This window comes from Deltaproteobacteria bacterium, from assembly GCA_016219225.1.
In the GTDB taxonomy this organism is placed as follows: domain Bacteria; phylum Desulfobacterota; class RBG-13-43-22; order RBG-13-43-22; family RBG-13-43-22; genus RBG-13-43-22.
The window spans coordinates 1-20,980 of the sequence record JACRBX010000046.1 but is presented as its reverse complement, the minus strand read 5'-3'; the positions used below and the strand labels follow the sequence as shown (position 1 = coordinate 20,980).

The following is a 20,980-nucleotide window of genomic DNA, read 5'->3' as shown; positions in this document are numbered from 1 at the left end:
TCTCTCCCTTCTTTTTAGTGAGTTTTCATCAGTCGCCTTGCTTTGCCGTTTCGTCATCCCGAGGATGTACATAACTGTCCACCACAAGAGCCATAAGCAACACCCCCCCCATAATGATATTTTGGATCTGTGCATCTATATTCATAATCGTCATGGCATTTCTCATCACACCAATCAGCAGGGACCCGGCAATGACACATATCACGCTCCCGCGTCCCCCCACCAGACTGACGCCTCCGAGAACCACCACCAGGATGATATCATAAATAAAGGTGCCCTCTACAACTTGATATTGCAGCACTCCGCTCGATATCACCATCATCATACCCCCGATGTATCCGATGACGGCTGATAATCCATATTCCACCATGGTCAAGGGACGCACCGCGATTCCGGTTAAGCGTGCCGCATCTGCATTATCTCCATGGGCATAGATGAAGCGTCCACGGACTGTTCGAGAAAGAAACAGGTACACCACTAAAGCGCAAAGGGTGAAAATGATCACGGGTATGGGGATATGGCCCGCAATATTCCCTCCCAAACGCAGTAGTTCATTGTGCTCTTGAGCCAGATTCGCCACGTTATTCGGAACATATGTACTGCGGACGATCCCGAGAGATAGAAACGAAGAAGCCAACGTTGCGAACAGAGCCGGAATCTCCACAATGGAGATAAGGAAACCATTTATTATCCCCAAACCACATGCAATCGCAATACATACGCACAGCGTCAAAACAAGGGAGTAATCCGCATTGATCATCTTGACGGACAATGCGCCCGTTGCAAAGCCAATCGCCACTATTGAAAGATCGATTCCCTTGCCGATCACCACAATGGCCATGCCAAGGCCAAAAACGCCAAGGACAGAAATCGATCGAAGCAGTGCAAAAAAATTGCCCAGGGAAAAAAAACCCTCTAAAGTGATACTCAGGATGATAGCGATGAGGGCCGAAGTCCCCAGGACGATGGTCTCCTGGCTTGGCTTGTACCTGCCTTGGTTTCTTTGAACTTCCGCTTTACCAACATCAGATATGCCTTCTTGGCGTGCATTGCCTGAGGAATCGCTGTATTTGCTTTTTTTCATTTGGCCCTCTTCTGATTTACCTGAATGTGTTTGTACATCTTTCTCGACAGCCAGGAAATCAAGTCTCTCGATAAAAGCCGTTGCCGCGTTAGTGACGTGGCAAATCTTTTCAGGTTATAAATCCCAGCAAAATCTTATTCATCTAAAATGAATGCCCCAAGGTGCGGGGGATTAAACTCGCGCTTCACAATAAAGAATCATTAAATAATATCAATTCGTTAATCCCACAAATCAAGTCATTTGGTTTCGATTTTTTATTCATCATTTTCTATCTCTTACCAGGACGGTGGATGGCCCGACCATTCCAATCCATGGCCGCCTCCACAATGGTTTCACTCAAGGTCGGGTGAGGTTTGATCACCTCGGACAGGTCCTCCACCACCGATTCCATGGTCATGGCCATGACCGGCTCTCCGATAAGATCCGTGGCCCGGGGACCGATGATATGGACCCCCAGTATTTCCCCTGTCTCGGCATCACCGATGATCTTTACCATACCATCCACATCCTCCCTGGCCTGGGCTGCCGGACTGTTCAGATAAAGAAACTTGCCTACCTTTATCGACCGTCCGGTCTTCTTTGCCTCTTCCTCTGTCAAGCCGACGGAACCGATTTCAGTAAATCCCCAGATGCAGCGCGGGATCAATTCCGGCCTTATTTCCTTGCACCCTCCCAAGATGTTGACAATAACCGCCTCGGCCTCGGCCGAAGCCTTGTGTGCCAGCATCAGGCCTCCGTTCAGATCCCCTATGGCATAGACCCCCGGCAAATTGGTTTCAAGCCTTGCGTTTACCTTGACAAAGATCCCATTCAGGCCTAATCCCAGTTTATTGGCATTAATACCGTCGAGAACGGGAACCCGCCCGGTGGCCATGAGTACTCTGTCTGACTGAATACGCTCAGTAAGACCGTCATTCCCCTCATAGACGACCTGGACCTTCCCTTTCCGACGAACTACCTCCTGGACCTTGGTCTTGAGGTGGATCTTTACCCCCCGTTTCTCCATAAGCATCCGCATGGCCCGTCGGATCTCAATCTCTTCATTAGTGATAATATCCGTAAGCAGCTCCAGAATTGTGACCTCAGAGCCTAAGTTTCGATAGATAGTGGCCATCTCCAGACCGATCACACCGCCGCCGATGATCGTCAATTTTTCCGGTATATCTTCGGGATCCAGGGCCTCATCGGTAGTCTGAACAAACCGGCCATCCGCTTCAATGAAAGAAGGAACAGCCGGTTTTGATCCCGTAGCCAGGATCACCTGCCTGGCCTCATGCTCCCTGTCTGTCCCCTGATGAGACTGTATCCTTATCCGCCCCGGGGCAATCAACTCCCCCTGGCCCTGTTCCACGTCTATGCCGTTAGCTTTCATCAGGGACCCGAGCCCACCTACCAGGGTTTTTACCGTTTTGCGCTTACGGGCCACCATCTTGTCCAGATCAATGGAAAGGGCCTCGGTCCCCTTTATAACCGGAGACCTTTTGGCCTCTTCCAGAAGTTTAACGTCGTGGATAAAACACTTGGTAGGAATACACCCTCGGTTCAGGCAGGTCCCACCCAGGGAATCCTTCTCAATCAACAGGACCTTCAAACCATTCTGTGCCCCCCTGATGGCCGCCACGTAGCCGCCCGGACCTCCACCGATAATTGCCAGATCGTACATGACTCCTCCCTGATCCATCTACAAAGTGAGAAACGTGAAAGCCGGTCTCTCCATTTTCCATTTGAGATTCTGGAGAAAATCAGCCGCCATGGCCCCGTCAATGATCCGGTGATCCACTGATAGCCCCAATTGGACCACGTGTTTGACCTCGACCCGTCCATCCACCAGGGCCAGCTTCTCATCGGTCTTGGCCACGGACAGGATACCACTCTGCGGTGGATTGAGTATGGCCGTAAAATGGGTGATGTCGTACTGGGCCAGACTGGAAATGGTGAAGGTGCCTCGCTGCATCTCTTCAAGGCTCAAATTCCCTTCCCTGGCCCGTTTCACCAGATCGGTCCGCTGCCGGACTATCTCCACCAGCCCACAGCGATCGGCCAGGGCAATGGCCGGTACGACCAATCCCTCGGGAACGGCGACGGCCAGACCCATATTGATCTCGGGCATGATTTGAATCCCATCCCCCTTGATTCGGGCATTAAGCATAGGGAAATCACAGAGGTTCAAGGCCACCGCCTTGATCAGAAAATCGTTTATGGAGGGACGTAACTTAAAGGCCTTCTCGAAATCGGGCAATACCGCTTTCCGGTACTCCATTAACGGATCAAGACAAACTTCGGCAAAAAAATAGATATGAGGTGCGGTAAAGGCGCTCTCCGACATCCGTCTGGCAATGACCTGTCGGATGCTGCTCATAGGAATGGTGACACCCAATCCCGGACCAGCCTGCTCAACCTTTTCGATATAGGTTATAACATCAGCCCGCATGATCCGTCCCCTGATCCCGTGGCCTTCAACCTCCCCCAGCGGGACGGCCTTCTTTTCAGCCAGTTTACGGGCCAGGGTTGAGGCAGCCGGTTCAACCTCTTTGGGAGTCCTGCTCAGAGACGTCTCCACATCTCTGAGCAGGATGCTCCCGCCAGGTCCAGTGCCGGTAATACCGATCAGATCAATACCATGCTCCTTGGCCAATCTTCGGGCAGCAGGTACGGCCCCAATCCCTTCCTGGGACCGGGTTGATGCGGTAGAGACCTCAACCGACATCACCGGACTAACCCCTTCCCCTGAAGGTTTTGGCGCACCCCCCCCTGATACGTGAGCAGCATATTGGGCCGGCAACTCCTCCCCGGGCCGGGTTATGATGGCGGCCACGGAGAGTATGGGCACCTCAACCCCTTTGGGGATCAGTATTTTAGCCAGGATCCCGGAGGCCGGTGATTCAACTTCCGTGGTCGCCTTTTCCACCTCGAGGATTAAAATGATCTCCCCCTTCTCAACGGCGTCCCCTTCCTGCTTCAACCATTCCACGATCGTTCCCTTCTCAATAGTTATACCGAGCATGGGAATAACAACTTCAATGGCCATAGAACATCCTCCTCTCAGACATACTCCATCAGATGCCTGATGGCCGGTAATAAGTCTTTTTCATCGGGGATGAAGGCCTTCTCCAGTGGTGGCGAAAACGGCACAGGTGTATCGGGCGAGCATACTCTCAAGACAGGGGCCTTTAAGTAATAGAGGGCTTCCTCAGCGACCATGGCCGATATCTCAGCGGCCACACCACAGGTCTTGTGGCCCTCATCGGCCACCAACAATCTCCCGGTTTTTTTGACGGAATCGAGAATGGTTCCCTTATCCAAAGGGGTTAATGTTCTTGGATCGACAATCTCGATTTCAATTCCTTCCCTGGCCAACGCTTCAGCTATCCCGAGAGAACGCACCACCATGGCATGGGTGGCGACGATGGTCAGGTCTTTTCCTTCTCTTTTGACTTCAGCCTGACCAAAGGGAATGGTATAGCTCTCTTCGGGGACAGGGCCTTTTTCATTATAGAGTTTTTTGTGCTCTACAAAGATAACCGGATTATCATTTCTGATGGCCTCGATCATCAACCCTTTGGCATCATAGGCCGTCGAAGGGGCTGCAACCAATAGGCCGGGTATGTGCATAAACAGGGCATGGAAGCTCTGGGAATGTTGGGCCGCCGTGCCCCGGCCGGCCCCGATATTGACCCGCAAAACCATCGGGACCCGACCCCTGCCCCCGAACATATAGTGCATCTTGGCCATTTGATTGATTATCATATCCATAGCGACCGTGGAAAAATCAATGAACATAATTTCAGCCACCGGCCGCATTCCCGTCAAGGCCGCCCCGACACAGGCGCCGACGAATCCGGCCTCGGATATGGGCGTATCCATCACCCGCTGGGGCCCAAACTCATCCAGCAGTCCAGCGCTCACCTGAAAGATACCACCGTATCGGCCGATATCTTCTCCGAGCAAAACCACTTTCTCGTCCTGTCTCATACATTCCCGCAAGGCTTCATTCAGCGCCTGGGCATACGTGATCATTCTCATTATTTCTCACCTTCCTGTACATAAACATCTTCGTATAACGCTTCCATGGCCGGAAAGGCACTTTTATCGGCAAAATCCACGGCCCGATCAATCTCCTCGTTGATCTCCTGTTCAAGGGCGGTTAGCCTTTTCTTTAATATGATCTTCTCCACAATCAGCTTTTGGGCCAACCGTTTAATGGGATCCTTTTCTTTCCAGGCTTCGATCTCCTCTTTGGTGCGATAGCGCCCGCCTTGATTGGGGTCGCCTTCATGGTGTCCGCGCCACCGATAGGTTTTACACTCAATAAGGGTCGGACCCTCCTTTGCCCTAGCCCGTCTGACGGCTTTTTCCGCCTCCTTATAGACTTCGATGACATCGTTGCCGTCCACTACCACCCCGGGCATATCAAAACCAATGGCCCGGATGGCAATGTCTTTTATGGGTTGGTGCATTTCCTGGCTGACCGATATCCCGTACCCATTGTTTTCGCAGACAAAAACAACCGGCAGCTTATGCAGAGAGGCCAGGTTCAGGCTCTCATGAAACGTCCCGTTGTTGGAAGATCCATCCCCAAAGAAACAGGCGGTTACCTGGTCGGTCCCCCGCCATTTGGCAGACATCCCCGCGCCCACGGCAATGGGAAGTCCACCACCGGCAATTCCATTGGCCCCCAGGATACCGATGGCCATGTCCGCAATGTGCATGGAACCTCCCTTTCCCTTGCAATAGCCACTCTTCTTTCCGAACAGCTCGGCCATCATGGGATTGAGTTCCGCTCCCTTGGCAATGACATGGCCGTGTCCGCGATGGGTGCTGGTAATGTAATCATCCTCCCTCAGGGTCGCACAGACCCCGGCGGCCACCGCCTCCTCCCCGATGTACAAATGGGCCAATCCCGGCACCATGCCCCTGGCGTAAAGATCGATAATCCGCTCTTCAAAGAGGCGAATTTTTAACATTGTGGTATAGAGTCCGCATAGCCTGTCATTTTTTATATCCATAAAAATCCTCACCGTTTAATAATGAGTTTGTCGGGTGTTTTTCATCAGAGACCCGTATGTGATTACATTGAAAAAGCAAACAATATGCCAATGCCCTAAAAGTCTTCGTGCTTATAACAATCATATTGTAATCATTAAAATAATTGTTTTTGAACTCCGCGATCTTTAAATGAAAAGCCAATTAAACTATTGTCCCAAATAGAAACAGTGTCCTACTTTGCAACAATCCTTGAGGACTTCGTATCTGCAGTCGGGATCCCCAGTACCTTGGTATAAAGAACTATATATTCGTGACCCTTTGATGTCTCCATGAGGGGGATTGTCAAGACCGTGGCAGAAAACATCCGCCGGGTGGAACGAAACCAGGAGCCTTTGCATCTCAGGTGACGAACGACCCCATTTTAAACAGAGCTATTTAAATTCTTAAATTCTGAATGGTTAAGGACCGTTAGGACATAATCCCGTGCCGATAAACCGGGGCCGCCGGGACGATAGTCAACAATCTTCTTCCAGGCGAAACAGAAGATCGAAGTGTCCTGGCGGCCTTTGATCCGAGACGCCCTTCGACCGTAAGTCATTTCAAATTGCCCAGGCCGCGCTGGCCCCTTCTTCGGTTGCTTCGATGATGCGGCGTGGCTCTTTGGCATCCCCGATAATGAAATGCCGGATATTCTCCCGGTCAAGCATTTCCTTCAGATCCTGCCTCGGGGTGACACCCACGGCAACAACTACCTGGTTGACCGGCTCGAGCCTCTGATCCTTGCCTTCGGTGCTGACATGAACGGCACCTTCTTCGATTCTTATCACCCTCGTATTGAGCAAAAGCTTGACCCCGGCGGCACCCAGGCGCCGGTGAAGCATCACGCCATGAGAAGATATGGGCCGGACGGGCATTTTGGCCAGCATCTCCACCAGGGTCACATTCTTGCCCCCCTTCTCACAGAGAAAATCCGCCGCCGCCGATGACCACCACGTTATCCTCAGGGGAGACCTCTCCACTCAAGAGCGTTTTGAATCTATTCAAAACCCTGGAGGGTTGTCCCTCCAGAGTTTTTAGTCAAGTGTTAACTTTAGTTCGAAAATACGGTTCAAGGTCCGGAAAACCAGTTCGGGGTTTAGAGTTCGGAGTAAACCATTTTCATGCTTCGTCGGTGCCTGCTTCAGGCAGGCATGAGCGCTTAATTAGAAAGCAAACATAAAGGACAGACCGCCGAGCCATTCCTTGCCGATATCAGGCGAGCCAGCCACACCGGGAGTCTTGCCATAATCATACATGGTGAATTCCGGAACCACATAGAAATTAGGAGTCACAGTGTAATTGATAGCAATACCGTAAGAGGTCCTCGTGTTATTGTCGTCCCCACTGGTATAGAAATCGCTGTTCTTGGCATTGTCATAACCGAAATAGATATGAGGTGCAACCGGACCGAAGGCATAGGACAGATCCACAAAGCCATTCAGACCCGTGGCATTCTTGATCGCTCCGTTTACCCGCTGATAGGCATGGAAAGCACTTTCCAAAGCCAGGACCCCATTGAGGTTCTGGCCGTAGCCAGCCTGAACGATACCGGTAAAACCACCCATTGACACCTTCACCGGCAGTACGACATACCAGGCAGTCATGTTATCATCAAAGCCAGAGGGCATTTTATCCCACTTGACTTGCTGCCACAAACCGGCAGGATAAAGGCTGATGGCGCCGAAGTTCATATTCAACTTGATGGCTACAGCCGGCAGGCTGGCATAAGAGGTCCTGGTCTGATCGACGTAGGTATTGGGTTGCAGTAAGGTAATCTGCCACCCGAACTGCTTGGACACGTTCTGAGTGAAACGGATCTGCGGATTACGAGAATCATACACCGCTCCCCAACCTAAGTTGGCCACGTGAAAATTATTATTCATGCCCAATAACGAAGCCGTAGAAAGGGTATATACGTACCGATCGTCTTTTCCAACTCGTAATTCGCAGTTGCCGAATTTATACCAGCCGTACAATTTACGGGTTTCGATGTAGTTGTTGACGCCCACGCCGGAGCCGGTGCCCCCGGTCACACTACCACCGTTACCCAATTCCCAGTACATGCCGGTGTTACCCACTTCCATGGACCCTCTTACCTGGGAATAGGTGGCCACCGAGGAGATAAACTGGGTTTGATCGCTACCTGTACCGGTTAATTCCTTACTCCGGTTCCAGTAGCCGAAATCGTTCACTATCAAACCGCCGATGTACATCTTTTCGCCTTTGGCGCCCTCAAGGGTAAAGGCCAGGACCGGCATGGCCACCGCAATGACCAGGCCCACTACCAAAGCAAACAGGACTGATTTTTTCATCATCTTTCCTTTCTTTTTTGATTTAAAAATTTTTTATTTAAAAAAAGGTTATCCCTCAATTTCAAACCCCAACTTTCACAACTAATTCTATATAGTCTTTAGGGTCATTGGCCAATGCCGTACCTGTCAACATAACAATTAAAGCAACCACGAACGCTATTTTTGCCATCATCTGTTTTTATCTCCTTAATTTTCGTTTTTTAATCTTCTCTGTTACAATTAACCTAAAATTCAGTCGTTCAACTCAATTCCACTCATTTTTTTACTTTATTTTTAATTTTGTAACTCACCCCTTTTTCATTCCCTCCTTTCCACAAGTTTTATTTTTGAGTTATCAGGGGCAAATAGAAAAGCGGCTTGGAAGAAGGGTAAGGGCTCCTTACCAAGCCGCTTTTCTATTTCTTACGCCGCACCATAGGGTTGGCCGACCCTATAGCGGACCCCTACACAATAATTTTTACAATGAAGATCTAAAAAACCAAAGTAGCGCCCCTTTCATTTCACTTAAACCGGTAATTCCGCTTGCACGAGTAGTAGGGCTTGTAGACAAATAGAACATCATGTATTTCCTCGTAAGATTTGAAAAGCCTTCTATTCTATTTGATGAAAACTGGATTGGTCGGAGCACCGGTGGCTCCATCGATCTTCAAAGGAGAGGCAATGAAAAGACCGGTATATTGCCCATCCTTGGCGCAGTCCTCAGCCAACTTTTCCAAGGTGACGATTTCATTCATAGTAGATCCGAGATTACGCAACAGAGCCCCATGAAGAGGGAGCAAAGTCCCTGTAACACTGGAAGTAGTTTGCTCGCAAGCGATAGTGTCAGAAGACCAGCCAATAATCGGTAATTTCGCCCACCACTCAACGAGTTCTTTCTCCGCAGTGATCCCGGGCTCATTTATAATATTAGCTGCATGAAATTTGGGATCTTTATCAAAGGTGTTGAGCCAACCCGTGCGTATAAGCAGCCAGTCGTTCGGTTGAATGGTCACACCTTGTGCTTTGGCTGTATCCATAAGGTCCTTAAATGTGATCTGAGTACCCGGCGCGAGCCATTCGCCTGTGCCTTTGCCCTTGAAACGAGCGACATCAAGCAGAACCCCTCGAGCCACGATACCCTTTTCTGCCAACGGTAAGACTGAAGCCTTAGTATACTTAGTGAAAGAGGTTTCAGCAGGATACCCGTTATATATCTGATTTCCATAAGTTCCATGACCCAGCGCATCAATATGTGAGGTTCCATGTGTCCACGCTCCAAACCAGTCATCACCGTACCACATGTCAGACAGCCATTTGGATGGATATTTACCATCCAGATAAGTGCCAAAATCGGCGGCATTGAACCTGACCATACCTGTTCGCCCTGGAAATATCGGATCGTTTGCCCCACCTTTCCAGACCCTTTGAAGGGTAAATACTTTTCCGGACTTTATCGCCTGGCTGGCTTTGGCAACCACTTCTGGAGTCAGATAGTTCAAGGTACCAATTTCATCATCGGGTCCCCATTTACCCCAGTTCGATGGGTACCCCTTGAGTTTCTCTGCTTGTAATGGGTTGTCTGTAACGTTCGGAGCTGCTTTAATTATGTAATCTCTATTTCCTTCGCCGAAGGAAACAGTGGTGAAAGGGGTACTGATCAAAAAACAAATGGCTAACATCATACTGACCAAAACTATCCTGTTCACTCTCTTCTTCATTTTTGTACCTTTCCTTTCATTTATTTTGAATTTATTAATCCTTGGTAATATGCTCAGTTTGAAGACTTCCACCTACAAAGCCGCTATTTAGGAATCGTACTGTCGTATCTCTCCTTTCGATTTATAACATTACCGATAAATCATATCTCGATCACCTCCCCGGCCTTATCTAAAAGCAATTAACGGGCCATTTCTCACAAATAATTTTTAATAGGGTTGTATCTTTTCGATTTATTTGTAATAATCATATTCAAGGGGCACGGGTTATGAAATCGAACGCATTCAAGCCACTGTTGCAAAATCAAATAATGGTGTCCTATTATGAGACAATTTTTGACCGGAATTGGGGTTGGATAAACCGACTATGGTGGTAGACAAATCAGCCGTTCATCCTCCCGATTTAAGTGAGCCGGCCCGCACAGCCGATAGTTGGGTAACCGTAGAAGCCCTGCTCATCGATTTTGAGCGGAGGTAAACCCATTTAACCGGACTTAGACGAGCTTAATCGGTGCGGGGTTCAGCAGGTCAGGAAGCTACTGGGCCTTCCAAAAAGAGGTTAAAAGTGACAGGCAAACCAATAAAAAAGCCCGTCTTCAATCAAAATTGAAGACGGGCTTAAAAAAATTCCCGGCAGTGTCCTACTCTCCCATCCCGCTAAGAAGGGCCGCTATGGGGTATAGAGAACTTTCCCGGTTCGTTTGATTTCGCCGATGAATGTTTCAGGAGATGCAGACCGGTACTCGTCAGAAGAATATCCGACCATTTCCGCTGCAGATAGGTATTGGGCCAGCAATCCGGCCAGAGTCGCCTGAATTTCAAACATCTTCTTCCCTTTAAAATCAGGGGAGATGATGGCCAGATCAATATCGGAATGTGCCCGCGGGGTTCCTTTTGCGTATGAACCGTAAAGTATGATTTTCTCCACCGCTATGCGATTCGCGGTCAATATCTTGGCAAGATTATTTATGATTTTTTTAATTTCAGACACGGTATATTTTTCTTTAACCATCGGATGATCCTTTTTGTCTGCCCCAGATATTCGGCGGCCGTTTTGCCATCAAGCTCCTTTGATAATCTCGAAAAGTCCTCTGGATAACGAGTCGGAACGCTTTGGAGATTTATTGTATTTGCGAACGATTGCATTTCCTCCGGCAAGATAATGCCGCCAAGTTCCAAAAGTCGATTGAGATTGTGGGTATACGGCGGCAGTTCGCCGAACACTTCGGACAAGATGGCCTTTAAAGTTTTTTCCAAAGACAAATGGCACATGAAAACCACATAGATATATCGTTTGCTTTTAAGCAAAAAGGCGGCGGTCTTGAGATCATAATCAGAGGATTTAAGCCAGTTAAGGGTAGCCTTTTTCATGCTGAAATGATAACAGCATCAGGTTGTGGTGTCAAGTTGGTATCTCTCCTTCGCATTTCTCCGACTTATCTTTATCACCTCCTTGGCCTCCCTTTTCGCAAAAGTCGGGCCATTCCTCCAAAATGGATTTAAGTCCGGGTTGTATCTTTTCAATATCTTTGTGATAATCATATTCGGAGGTATCGGGTTATGAAATCGAACGCATTCAAACCACTGTTGCAAAATCAAATAATGGTGTCCTATTATGAGACAATTTTTGACCGGAATTGGGGTTGGACAAACCTATATTGGAATATTCCTAAGGAAGAATCCCTTTGGTATTTGATCGCTTACCCGCTTGAGACAGCCCAATAAATGATTTGGCATAATTATTGTACTTATGAGTTGATTTTCAGTATAATAATACTGATCTCTATTATGAAATGTCTCTTGGCGGAAAGAATGTTGGTAGGAAAGTGCAATGACCTTATCAAAATCAAAACCTCCCTGGCTCAGATTAAAAATACCGAACTCGGGATCTTTCTCGAAAGTCGTATCGGCTATCCGGGAAAACAAACTCCACACGGTCTGCGGCGAAGCCCTCTGTCCGAACCAAATGGAGTGTTTCAACAAAGGCACGGCCACTTTCCTCCTTTTGGGGCCCAGTTGCACCCGGCGGTGTACCTTCTGCGCGGTGGACAAGTCCGCCGTCCAACCCCCGGATTTGGACGAGCCGGCCCGGACGGCCGAGGCCGTGGCCCGACTTAAGTTGACTTTCTGCGTCCTGACCATGGTTACCCGTGATGATCTTTCCGACGGCGGCGCTGCCCAGGTGGCCCGAACCGTTGCGGCCATTCGCCGTAATTGCCCCGGGGTGGGGATTGAATTGCTCATTTCAGACCTGGACGGCAACTGGAAGGCTCTGGGGACCGTACTTGCCGCATTACCGGAGGTCCTGAATCATAATATAGAAACCGTTTCCGGATTATACCCCCGGGTTCGCCCTCAGGCCGATTATCAACGCTCTTTGAAACTGCTGTCTATTGCTTCTGAAAATGTTCCCCCGATTGTCACCAAATCAGGGATGATGCTGGGTCTTGGCGAAAAAAAGGAAGAGGTCTTGCGGGTCATGGATGACTTGCGAAAGGCCGGCTGCCACATCCTGACCCTGGGCCAGTACCTGGCCCCTTCAAAACAGCACCATGCAGTCGCCCGGTATATTCACCCCGAAGAATTCGCCGAATTCGAGACCGAGGCCCTAGCCAGGGGCTTCTCGGGTGTAGCCAGCGCCCCCCTGGTCAGAAGCTCATACCAAGCCGAACAACTTTTCAGGATTGCTCGTAGTCGGCTTTTCTGCCGATAACCTTATTGCTCAAATCCGTCTCAAAATGATACATTCCTATTGACTTGATTACCCTCCTATGGTATAGCAATAGCCAATCCACACCGCATATAAAGTGTTAACTGTTGAGCCTATCAAACAAAAGAACATTTTTTATCTGAGAGGGTGATCGAATGAAATCAATCGGTGCAAAAGCTTTCCGGTTGGAAATTGCTTCTTCCCTTGATGGGGACCCGGTCAAGAGCGCCTGGGAGGATTTCATTTTAAAAGGGCAGAATTCACCTTCACAAGTCAGACCGGAGATTTTAAGATCGTGGGCCAGATGCCGGGAGATCGGAGTTGATCCCTTCACTAAATGTACCCCGATAGTACTCTCCAATAACGAGTTAAAAAGTCTGCTCACTCGCAACAGGGAACTGATCGAGATCTCCAAACCGGTGATCGATATGATCGAAATTTCGATCAGAGAAACCGGTTTCATATTCACCTTGACCGATAAAGACGGTTATGTATTGGTGGTCCATGGAGATAAAGACATCCTGGAAATGGCCGAACAAAACTATTATGTACTTGGCTGCCTGAGGTCTATTGAACATGCCGGGACCAACGCCATTGGCGTATGTTTAGCCGAAAAAAAACCTATTCAAATTACGGGAGCCGAACATTATAAGATCCATCACCATCCCTGGACCTGCTCTTCGGCTCCCCTATGCGATAGGCAGGGCAATCTCCTTGGAGCCATTACCCTTTCAGGAAAGTCCATGGGAAGGCACAAGCATACCTTGGCCTTAGTCACGGCAGCGGCAGAAACCATCGAAAGCCAACTGCGGGAACGGGCTTTGACCGAAGACAAACAACGGCTCAGTTCCATACTCAATATGATCTTTAATGCTATATCGGACGGTCTCATCGCTGTGGACAATAATCTGGAAGTTATCCGGTTTAATAAAAAGGCCGCAGAAATGCTTGGTTTGAACACCATTTCGGTCGTGGGCCATTTATTAACCAAGGTGGTTAAGTCCGATGATTCCCTTATTCGATCGCTTAAAGAAAAAAATTACCTGAGCAATGTGGAGATCGGCTTTAATAGCCCTATTGGACAAAAAAGTTATATATGTTCGAGCGATCCCGTTCGTAACACATCCGGCCACATTCTGGGCGCGATCATCACAATGACCGAAAAGCGGCAGGTGATAAACATCGCCCAAAAATTCAGTGGAAATTATGCCAAATATGAGTTCAAGGACATCATAGGTAACAGCTCCACCTTCAATAAACAAATAGAAATTGCCAAAATTGCGGCCAGAACGAATTCAAAAGTACTGATCATCGGAGAAAGCGGCACGGGTAAGGAGCTGTTTGCTCAGGCGATTCATAACTATAGCCACCGGAGGAACGAACCCTTCGTGGCCATTTCCTGCGCAGCCATCCCTCGTGATTTAATTGAATCCGAGCTCTTCGGCTACAAGGGCGGGGCCTTCACCGGCGCCCGCCGTGAAGGACAGATGGGGAAATTCGAGCTTGCCAACAAAGGCACCTTATTTCTGGATGAGGTAAACGGCCTGCCTTTGGATCGGCAAGCCAAGCTGCTTCGGGTTATTCAGCAAAGGGAGATCACCAGATTGGGAGACAGAAGGACCATCCCCGTTGATGTTAAGGTGATTGCCGCCAGTAATATCGATTTGATCAGCGAGGTGGAGAACAAGAACTTTCGTGAAGACCTTTATTATAGACTCAACGTTGTGGAAGTCATAATTCCCCCTTTAAGAGAAAGGGCCGAGGATTTAATCGTGTTGATCGATTACATTTTGAGTCGGCACTGTAAAGAGATGGGTATTGAAAAACCTGAAATCTCTAATGGAGCCATTGAAGTAATGAGGACCTACCATTGGCCTGGCAATGTCCGTGAACTGGAAAATTGCATTGAACGGGCTTTATTGATTTCCGAGGGCAGTACCCTCCAAAAAGAGCATCTTTCTATGCGTCCCCAAAAAAGAGCGAGCGATTTTCCATCCGGGCCGGCGTCTCTTCGCCAGGGTTACAAGGAAATGATCGAAGGCACCCTGAACCGGTGCGGTGGAAATGTCACCATGGCAGTCCGGGAACTTGGAATAGCCAGAAGTACCCTTTATAGAAAAATGAAAGAATTTGGAATGTAAAAACGGTCTCATAATTTTTTCCAAGAAGTTTCCGGTAGAAATGTTTTCAACAAAGTTACTCAATCTCCCCTACCTTCCTTACATAGAAGCCCTTGAACTCATGCGAGGCCTGGTGGACCAAAAACGCCGGTTTCCATTCCCGGAAGTGTTGATTCTCCTCGAACATGAGCCGGTCCTGACTATGGGCCGGCGGGCGGGACCCACCGATATTCTGGCCCCTGAAGCGGTTCTCGCAGAAAAGGGCATCCAGGTCCATAACGTGGAACGTGGGGGGCTGATCACCTACCACGGACCCGGCCAGTTGGTGGCCTACCCCATTTTCAACCTTCGGTCCATGGGGCTGTCTGTACCTGAATTGGTTTACGGCTTGGAGGAAATTATCCTCCAAACCCTGTCTGATTTTGGTATTACCGCCGAACGGGAGGCGGGGAAAAGGGGCGTCTGGGTGGGAAAGGAAAAAATAGCTTCTATCGGAGTCGCTGTCCGGGGAGGGGTCTCCTTTCATGGCCTGGCCCTCAATTACGACCCGGACCTGGCCCATTTTGACCTGATCAACCCCTGCGGATTGAGCGGGGTCCGAATGACCTCTATGCGAAAGATCCTTGGCAGGCCGATAAACGCATCAGATCTCAGATCGGTAATAACCGGGCATTTTAGCCGACAATTTAAACTCGATTTAAGAGAATGGTCCCACTCAAAAAACGGACAAACACGGTCAATCTGAATAAGGAACTTTTATGGGGATTTATACATTTGAAAACAAAACGCCCATAATCCACGGATCCACTTACGTCCATCCCCAGGCTACCATCATCGGCGATGTGGAAATAGCCGGGGATTGTTTTATCGGTCCCGGGGCCGTCCTGCGGGGGGACTTTGATAAAATAAGAATCGGACCGGGGACCAGCATTCAGGATAATTGTGTCATTCATGTCGGCTTCCGGGAAGGGGTTTCCATCGCCGGCCAGGTTACCATCGGCCACGGGGCCATCCTGCATGACGTCACCATCGATTATTATGTTTTGATCGGCATGGGGTCGATCCTGATGTCCGGCGTTACCATCGAGGAGCATGTCATGATCGCCGCCGGTTCCGTGGTCAAAGAAGATTTTCATATCCCCGCCGGCCTGCTGGTCGCCGGAAATCCCGCCCGAATAGTCAAAGCCTTATCGGAGGATCAAAAAAAACGAATTCATCAAAGCCTGAAGACCTACCAGGAGTTGGCCAAACGATATCAAGAACCCTGATTGGTTATTCGTCTTTCCTTACTTACGATTCCCATTTCAGCAACTATATTTAGTTGCAACATCGATATTAATGAGTTATATTATTTTTATTAAAGGGGATAAATGGGTCGAAAAGAAAAATTATTGGAAAGGTTGCAGCAAAGGCCAAAGGATTTTTCCTGGAATGAGCTGACAAGCCTGCTAAAAATTTTGGGCTATACGCAAAAAAAAACCGGAAAAACGGGAGGTTCAAGGACGAGATTTGTACACCCCGCAGCTCCACCTATTACTCTGCACAAACCTCATCCTAACAATATTGTTAAAAAGTATGTGATTAATGATATTTTGGTTCATATTAGAAAAGAGGGAATGGTATGAAAGATATGATGGCCTATAAGGGATACTATGGCTCGGTTCATTATAGCGATGAAGACCAGGTATTTCATGGGAAAATTGAGTTTATCCGAAGCCTTGTCAGCTATGAAGGAACAGATGTTAAAAGTCTGCGGAAGGCATTTGAAGAGGCAGTTGATGATTACCTGGAATTATGTAAAGAGGAGCGTAAGGAACCGGAAATGCCATTTAAAGGAAGTTTTAATGTTCGAACAGGTCCTGATTTGCATCGAAGAACAATGCTGTTTGCAAAATCTAAAGGGCTGAATATGAATTCAATTATTACCGATGCGCTGGAGAAATATTTATCTAATAGCGAAGGCGCGTAACATAATCATTCAACTCTAAATTCAATCATTTCTTCTGATCAGACCATCTTCTTCGCCTTGACTTTCACCCGGACTGTCAAAGTCTTATCCCAATGTTTCTGAAAAATAGGCATTATCCCAAAGAGCCGTTCCTTTATCAAGGCACTTTTTGATCTCGGGGAAATTGGCCAGGAGCGCTTTTTTTAAGAATGGCTTGATTTTCCGGACAATCGCCTCTATGGATTTTTCTCCATCAGATTCGACATAGATATGCAGGTGATCCGGGGCCAGCCAAAGCAGACGGGCTATCCCACCGACAAGATCCCCGCAGCCCATAACCGTATCGAGTACAAAATCAAAATATTTTTTTCCAGGAGAAAAGACGGGCTTCCTGTGGCTGACATTCCAGGCCAAATGGTACTTGAGTTCTACAAAGATTTCATCCGGATTCTGGTTTAATTTTTGCAGCGCCAGGGCTTTCTGATACTTAAACTTATCGGAGGCCATTATTTCTTCAATAGTTTTGTGCCTCGCCTTTCGATCCACTGAGCCAGGACCGGTTAATATCTCAGGTGCAGCTGAACCTACAAGATTCAATCTTGGGCGAAAGGCATGGCAAATGAAGTTGTGGTCATCTTGAACGGCCCGGTTCAGATCACACAGAATCTTTTCCTCAAATTCCAGGTCCCGGCAAACGCGGCATTGATGGCCGACCCGGCTCCTATAAAACTTGTCGCATTCCAGACATTTTGGGAGGATTTTATTAGCTTCAGACAAAGAACTCGCAGAAACGTCCGAATAATTGATGGTAATCATAGTGCCCGGTCTCCGTGCTTTTCTTTGAGAGGGACGCCGGTTTTTCGTTTTGATGAAACAGGGATCTCGGGAGGGCACATCAACTCCCGAATGGCCTCAAGCTTCCGATCCGGGGTGGTCTTGGTCCCAACAACAATTCTTATATTTTTCTCCGCTCCCGCAGGGGCAATAATCATTGCGACTATAGCGTGGAACAACGGTGGCGGGCTGGGAATCCGGTTGTTTTTTATTGAGTAGTTTGAGTACATCCGAAATGTCCTCCGGCTGGTCCGGTTCAAGACCGATGGTAAAAATCCATTTATTACGTTCACAAATAGAAATAATTTCCTCGGCCCGTTCCATAGTTTGAACTCGGGCTATGATAGGGTTTTTCTTAGTTCCCAATTTTGCCATAGCTTATTCCTTTTCTGGCCGTCGCAGTTTGCACCCGTTTTTTCCCTGGATTTCTTAAATCGCTTCATGGAACAGGAAATTTTATATATCCTAATTTATTTGATCTTTTTGTCAATCTTTTTCCAAAAGGTGGCAGGTTTTCCTAACACCATGAGCTAAATGGCTAAAATGGTTATTTGATCTTTTGACGGCCCATAGGACCAGAATAATCGGTAAGCTGCGGGGGTTTTATCTTGGGCATAGGCTTCCCAGACCTTTTGTCCGGGGTAAATCTCAAGAAGCGAATGGTATTGGTGAGTTTGAAGACTTGGGTGTTTAGGATTTTCCGCAAGGAATCGAATCGCCTTACAAACGGCTTTTAAGATTTTCTTCTGACTTTTATCCCTCTTTAATTCCTCCAAATCCTTGCTGGCCCTGGCGGTATAAATGATTTGATAGCCCATATTAATCTTCGTATTTCTTTAGATCGACTTTTTCAAACCTGCCTTTTTGGGCATCCTCCAACCCTTCCATTACTTTAGTAAAAGCTAATTTATTTTTCCACAACCAGGCTTCTCTTATGGGGACGACTTCCGCCAACTTCAGGGTTATGGTATCGTTTTCATTTTTTTCAACCAGAAAAGTCTTCCTGGCATATTCAGGCCCCAAGGTAACTCTTCCCTTCGAATCGGCCACTTTGGTTAAATTTTCCATAATTACACCTCCTTTAAAACTATTATCTCAAAGTGGATAAATAGTCAAGTGGGAAAATCCCACTTGCTCAAACTGTCCGAAAAGTCTTCGATTCAGAAAACAAATTTTCCGTGATTTTTTCTTGACTCTTATTTCCACTCTATTTTATACTTGATTTTATCAAATAATTTCTTATCAACTGAATATCTTTACAAAAAAGGGCTCAATGAAATGAAGAAAAGGACTATCGAATACGACTCGCGGGTGGATGCTTTGGTAGCATTGGCAAAACGTTTAGCAATATATGAACATGGATATGGATTGGAAACCGAGGAGTTCTTTGATCAATACACTAAGGGAAATCTCGATGATTCAGAAAAATTCGTTGAATGGGCAAACGACTATCAGCACTATTTGGCGATGCGCGAGGAAATAGAAGAACGTTTACAGCATGCTGCATGATTCCCTAAAAAGCTACTGAATATGATAACACCCCTCATTTCTGAGATATTGCCACCTTCCCACATCACCGGCATTCACAAAAAGCGGTGATTGCCTGCGAAAAACCTTCGATAAAGGAAGTAGTTGAGGAGACATGGAAATGGGAGAATCAATCGTTATAGGATTTTATTTTTGCTTTATGCTCCCCGCTTAAATCCTTTCCAAAAGAATAGAAACATGGATGTCCCCTTTATTCCCTTAATTTCAGCAACACCCTATCCGATCAGGGCTTTTGTTACAATAAAATTCCGATCAAAATCAAGAGGCCCGAAAATCCTGGCCGGCCAGGGTCTTCGGGCCTCTTCATTACCTCTAAGAAAAGATCTCCTTCCCCTATTCTAATCCATGACCCCTTCCTTGATATCGAGTGTTCCCAGGAAGACGGCTTCTCCCTGCTGGAACTGGTAGAGGGTGATCGGATAAAGCAGGTGCCGCTTGGCGCCGAAAAGCTTGGAGCCGCCGAATCGAAGAACGCCCACGGGGGTATCCCAGGTTACTTTTTCCAAGGCCGCTGCAATTTTGTTAGGATCAAGGCTTTGGGCCGCTTCAATGCCTTTGACCAGACTGCTGGCCAGTCCATATTGGGGCCAGACATTGGAATCCCATTCCTTTTCTCCCCATTTATCCATAAAGGCCTTATGAATTTTCTTTTGAGAGTCGGTCCGGGGATCAAGGGGACCGGCTACGACCATATAGGCCTTTTCAGAATGGGGACCGGCAATCTTTTTCACTTGGGCCGGGGCCGGACCCCAGGCTAATAATACGGCCCCTTTGAACCCGAGCTCCCGGGCTTGCTTACAGATCAGGGCGGAAGTCGTGGGATCCGTAAAACTGGTATCAATCAAATCGGGTTTTTTAGCGATGATCCTGGTGAGCAAGGAGGTAAGATCTTTGGTTCCTCTTTCAAAAAACTCTTCGGAGATCACCTTCAGGCCTTCTCGATCGGCAGCCGCCTTCGAGGCCACCGTACCGGATTTCCCTGAAGTATCATTTGGATTAACGATGATCAGGGTCTTGATATTTTCTTTTTTCTTCAGAAAGGGGAAGACCGAGGCGTACATGAGCTCGATGGAGGGGTTGTATATGAAAAGCAGGGGGTTTTCCTTTTTGATCAAGGTATCCGCTCCACCGGCGAAATTAAGAGACAGGATGTTATTTTCCTTCATCAGCGGGGCGGCGGCCATAGTAGGGGCGCCGCCCTGGATGGCTAAAAAGTTACATTTGTCGGCAAAAATCGCCTTATTGGCGGCCTTAGCCGATTCGGCCGGGACATATTTGTGGTCGTATACCAGCACTTCGAGTTCATAGGTCTTCCCGGCGACTTTGAATCCGCCCTTTTTATTAATGGTTTCCGCATCCAGGGTAATACCCCGGGAGTTCGGAATACCCCAGGGGGCTGCCGGCCCGCTCAAAGCACACAGGATACCCAGCCTGACTTTTTCCGCTGCCCAAACCGGGCTGTTGAGGCCGGCCAAACCGATCAGCACGGCCAGAATAAAAATTCCGCAAATCCCAATTCTTTTTTTCATAAACACCCTCCTTTTAATAAAAAATTTAAGTTTCAAGATGCAAGTTTAACATGAAAATAACGTTCGTCGTTCAGCGTTCGGCGTTCGGCGAAATAAAGACAAATATTTTGTGCTCAGGGGAGTACCACGAAACATGAAAGGGTTTTCACCGAACGCCGAACGACGGACGGTGTTTT

Annotated in this window: 22 protein-coding genes; 7 read left to right on the top strand and 15 right to left on the bottom strand. The window is 48.0% G+C overall.

Features of this window, described 5'->3' with window-relative positions; all coding sequences use genetic code 11:
• Positions 1–28: 28 nt before the first annotated feature.
• From HY879_03525 to HY879_03480, 10 genes are all read right to left on the bottom strand, one after another.
• Complete coding sequence (locus tag HY879_03525) at positions 29–1,084, bottom strand: ABC transporter permease (protein ID MBI5602401.1); 1,056 nt, start codon at positions 1,082–1,084, stop codon at positions 29–31.
• Positions 1,085–1,352: 268 nt separating this feature from the next.
• Positions 1,353–2,747 carry a dihydrolipoyl dehydrogenase gene (gene lpdA / locus HY879_03520; protein MBI5602400.1) on the bottom strand — a complete coding sequence of 465 codons (1,395 nt, stop codon included), beginning with the start codon at positions 2,745–2,747 and terminating at the stop codon, positions 1,353–1,355.
• A gap of 18 nt (positions 2,748–2,765) precedes the next feature.
• Positions 2,766–4,112 carry a 2-oxo acid dehydrogenase subunit E2 gene (locus tag HY879_03515; GenBank protein ID MBI5602399.1) on the bottom strand — a complete coding sequence of 449 codons (1,347 nt, stop codon included), beginning with the start codon at positions 4,110–4,112 and terminating at the stop codon, positions 2,766–2,768.
• Between the two features lie 14 nt (positions 4,113–4,126).
• Positions 4,127–5,110, bottom strand: a complete 984-nt coding sequence (locus HY879_03510; GenBank protein ID MBI5602398.1) for an alpha-ketoacid dehydrogenase subunit beta — start codon at positions 5,108–5,110, stop codon at positions 4,127–4,129.
• Positions 5,107–6,090 (bottom strand): thiamine pyrophosphate-dependent dehydrogenase E1 component subunit alpha, encoded by a 984-nt coding sequence (locus tag HY879_03505; GenBank protein ID MBI5602397.1) that lies wholly within the window; start codon positions 6,088–6,090, stop codon positions 5,107–5,109. The genes HY879_03510 and HY879_03505 overlap by 4 nt, the downstream gene beginning before the upstream one ends.
• Positions 6,091–6,669: 579 nt before the next feature.
• Positions 6,670–7,011: an FAD-dependent oxidoreductase gene (locus tag HY879_03500; protein ID MBI5602396.1), complete on the bottom strand. Its 342-nt coding sequence runs from the start codon at positions 7,009–7,011 to the stop codon at positions 6,670–6,672.
• Positions 7,012–7,272: 261 nt separating this feature from the next.
• Positions 7,273–8,424 carry a hypothetical protein gene (locus HY879_03495; GenBank protein ID MBI5602395.1) on the bottom strand — a complete coding sequence of 384 codons (1,152 nt, stop codon included), beginning with the start codon at positions 8,422–8,424 and terminating at the stop codon, positions 7,273–7,275.
• A gap of 593 nt (positions 8,425–9,017) precedes the next feature.
• Positions 9,018–10,082, bottom strand: a complete 1,065-nt coding sequence (locus tag HY879_03490; GenBank protein ID MBI5602394.1) for a cyclase family protein — start codon at positions 10,080–10,082, stop codon at positions 9,018–9,020.
• A gap of 703 nt (positions 10,083–10,785) precedes the next feature.
• On the bottom strand, positions 10,786–11,127 hold the full coding sequence (locus tag HY879_03485; GenBank protein ID MBI5602393.1) for a nucleotidyltransferase domain-containing protein: 342 nt from the start codon (positions 11,125–11,127) through the stop codon (positions 10,786–10,788).
• Positions 11,082–11,486, bottom strand: a complete 405-nt coding sequence (locus tag HY879_03480) for a HEPN domain-containing protein (GenBank protein ID MBI5602392.1) — start codon at positions 11,484–11,486, stop codon at positions 11,082–11,084. Before HY879_03480 ends, HY879_03485 begins: the two co-directional genes overlap by 46 nt.
• 460 nt (positions 11,487–11,946) lie before the next feature.
• On the opposite strand from HY879_03480, the gene lipA reads away from it, so the two are divergent.
• From lipA to HY879_03450, 6 genes are all read left to right on the top strand, one after another.
• Positions 11,947–12,828 carry a lipoyl synthase gene (lipA, locus tag HY879_03475; protein MBI5602391.1) on the top strand — a complete coding sequence of 294 codons (882 nt, stop codon included), beginning with the start codon at positions 11,947–11,949 and terminating at the stop codon, positions 12,826–12,828.
• Positions 12,829–12,980: 152 nt separating this feature from the next.
• Positions 12,981–14,966 (top strand): sigma-54-dependent Fis family transcriptional regulator, encoded by a 1,986-nt coding sequence (locus tag HY879_03470; GenBank protein ID MBI5602390.1) that lies wholly within the window; start codon positions 12,981–12,983, stop codon positions 14,964–14,966.
• A gap of 40 nt (positions 14,967–15,006) precedes the next feature.
• Positions 15,007–15,690 (top strand): lipoyl(octanoyl) transferase LipB, encoded by a 684-nt coding sequence (gene lipB, locus HY879_03465; protein MBI5602389.1) that lies wholly within the window; start codon positions 15,007–15,009, stop codon positions 15,688–15,690.
• Between the two features lie 13 nt (positions 15,691–15,703).
• Positions 15,704–16,213 carry a gamma carbonic anhydrase family protein gene (locus tag HY879_03460; GenBank protein MBI5602388.1) on the top strand — a complete coding sequence of 170 codons (510 nt, stop codon included), beginning with the start codon at positions 15,704–15,706 and terminating at the stop codon, positions 16,211–16,213.
• A 102-nt stretch (positions 16,214–16,315) separates the two neighbouring features.
• Positions 16,316–16,570, top strand: coding sequence for a type II toxin-antitoxin system HicA family toxin (locus tag HY879_03455; GenBank protein MBI5602387.1), 255 nt, complete (start codon positions 16,316–16,318; stop codon positions 16,568–16,570).
• The gene (locus HY879_03450) at positions 16,567–16,914 is read left to right on the top strand and encodes a type II toxin-antitoxin system HicB family antitoxin (GenBank protein ID MBI5602386.1); all 348 of its coding nucleotides are present in this window, start codon (positions 16,567–16,569) and stop codon (positions 16,912–16,914) included. Before HY879_03455 ends, HY879_03450 begins: the two co-directional genes overlap by 4 nt.
• 84 nt (positions 16,915–16,998) lie before the next feature.
• Here the strand turns inward: HY879_03450 and HY879_03445 are convergent, their stop codons facing one another.
• From HY879_03445 to HY879_03430, 4 genes are all read right to left on the bottom strand, one after another.
• Positions 16,999–17,709, bottom strand: a complete 711-nt coding sequence (locus HY879_03445) for a transposase (protein ID MBI5602385.1) — start codon at positions 17,707–17,709, stop codon at positions 16,999–17,001.
• Positions 17,710–17,805: 96 nt separating this feature from the next.
• Entirely contained in the window at positions 17,806–18,102 is a 297-nt protein-coding gene (locus tag HY879_03440; GenBank protein ID MBI5602384.1) for an SEC-C domain-containing protein, read from the bottom strand.
• 155 nt (positions 18,103–18,257) lie between these two features.
• On the bottom strand, positions 18,258–18,545 hold the full coding sequence (locus HY879_03435) for a type II toxin-antitoxin system RelE/ParE family toxin (GenBank protein ID MBI5602383.1): 288 nt from the start codon (positions 18,543–18,545) through the stop codon (positions 18,258–18,260).
• A gap of 1 nt (position 18,546) precedes the next feature.
• Positions 18,547–18,795 (bottom strand): hypothetical protein, encoded by a 249-nt coding sequence (locus tag HY879_03430; GenBank protein ID MBI5602382.1) that lies wholly within the window; start codon positions 18,793–18,795, stop codon positions 18,547–18,549.
• Between the two features lie 210 nt (positions 18,796–19,005).
• Between HY879_03430 and HY879_03425 the strand changes: the two genes are divergently transcribed.
• The gene (locus HY879_03425) at positions 19,006–19,236 is read left to right on the top strand and encodes a hypothetical protein (protein MBI5602381.1); all 231 of its coding nucleotides are present in this window, start codon (positions 19,006–19,008) and stop codon (positions 19,234–19,236) included.
• A 377-nt stretch (positions 19,237–19,613) separates the two neighbouring features.
• Here HY879_03425 and HY879_03420 read toward each other — a convergent pair whose 3' ends face one another.
• Entirely contained in the window at positions 19,614–20,804 is a 1,191-nt protein-coding gene (locus tag HY879_03420; protein ID MBI5602380.1) for an ABC transporter substrate-binding protein, read from the bottom strand.
• Between the last annotated feature and the right edge of the window lie 176 nt (positions 20,805–20,980).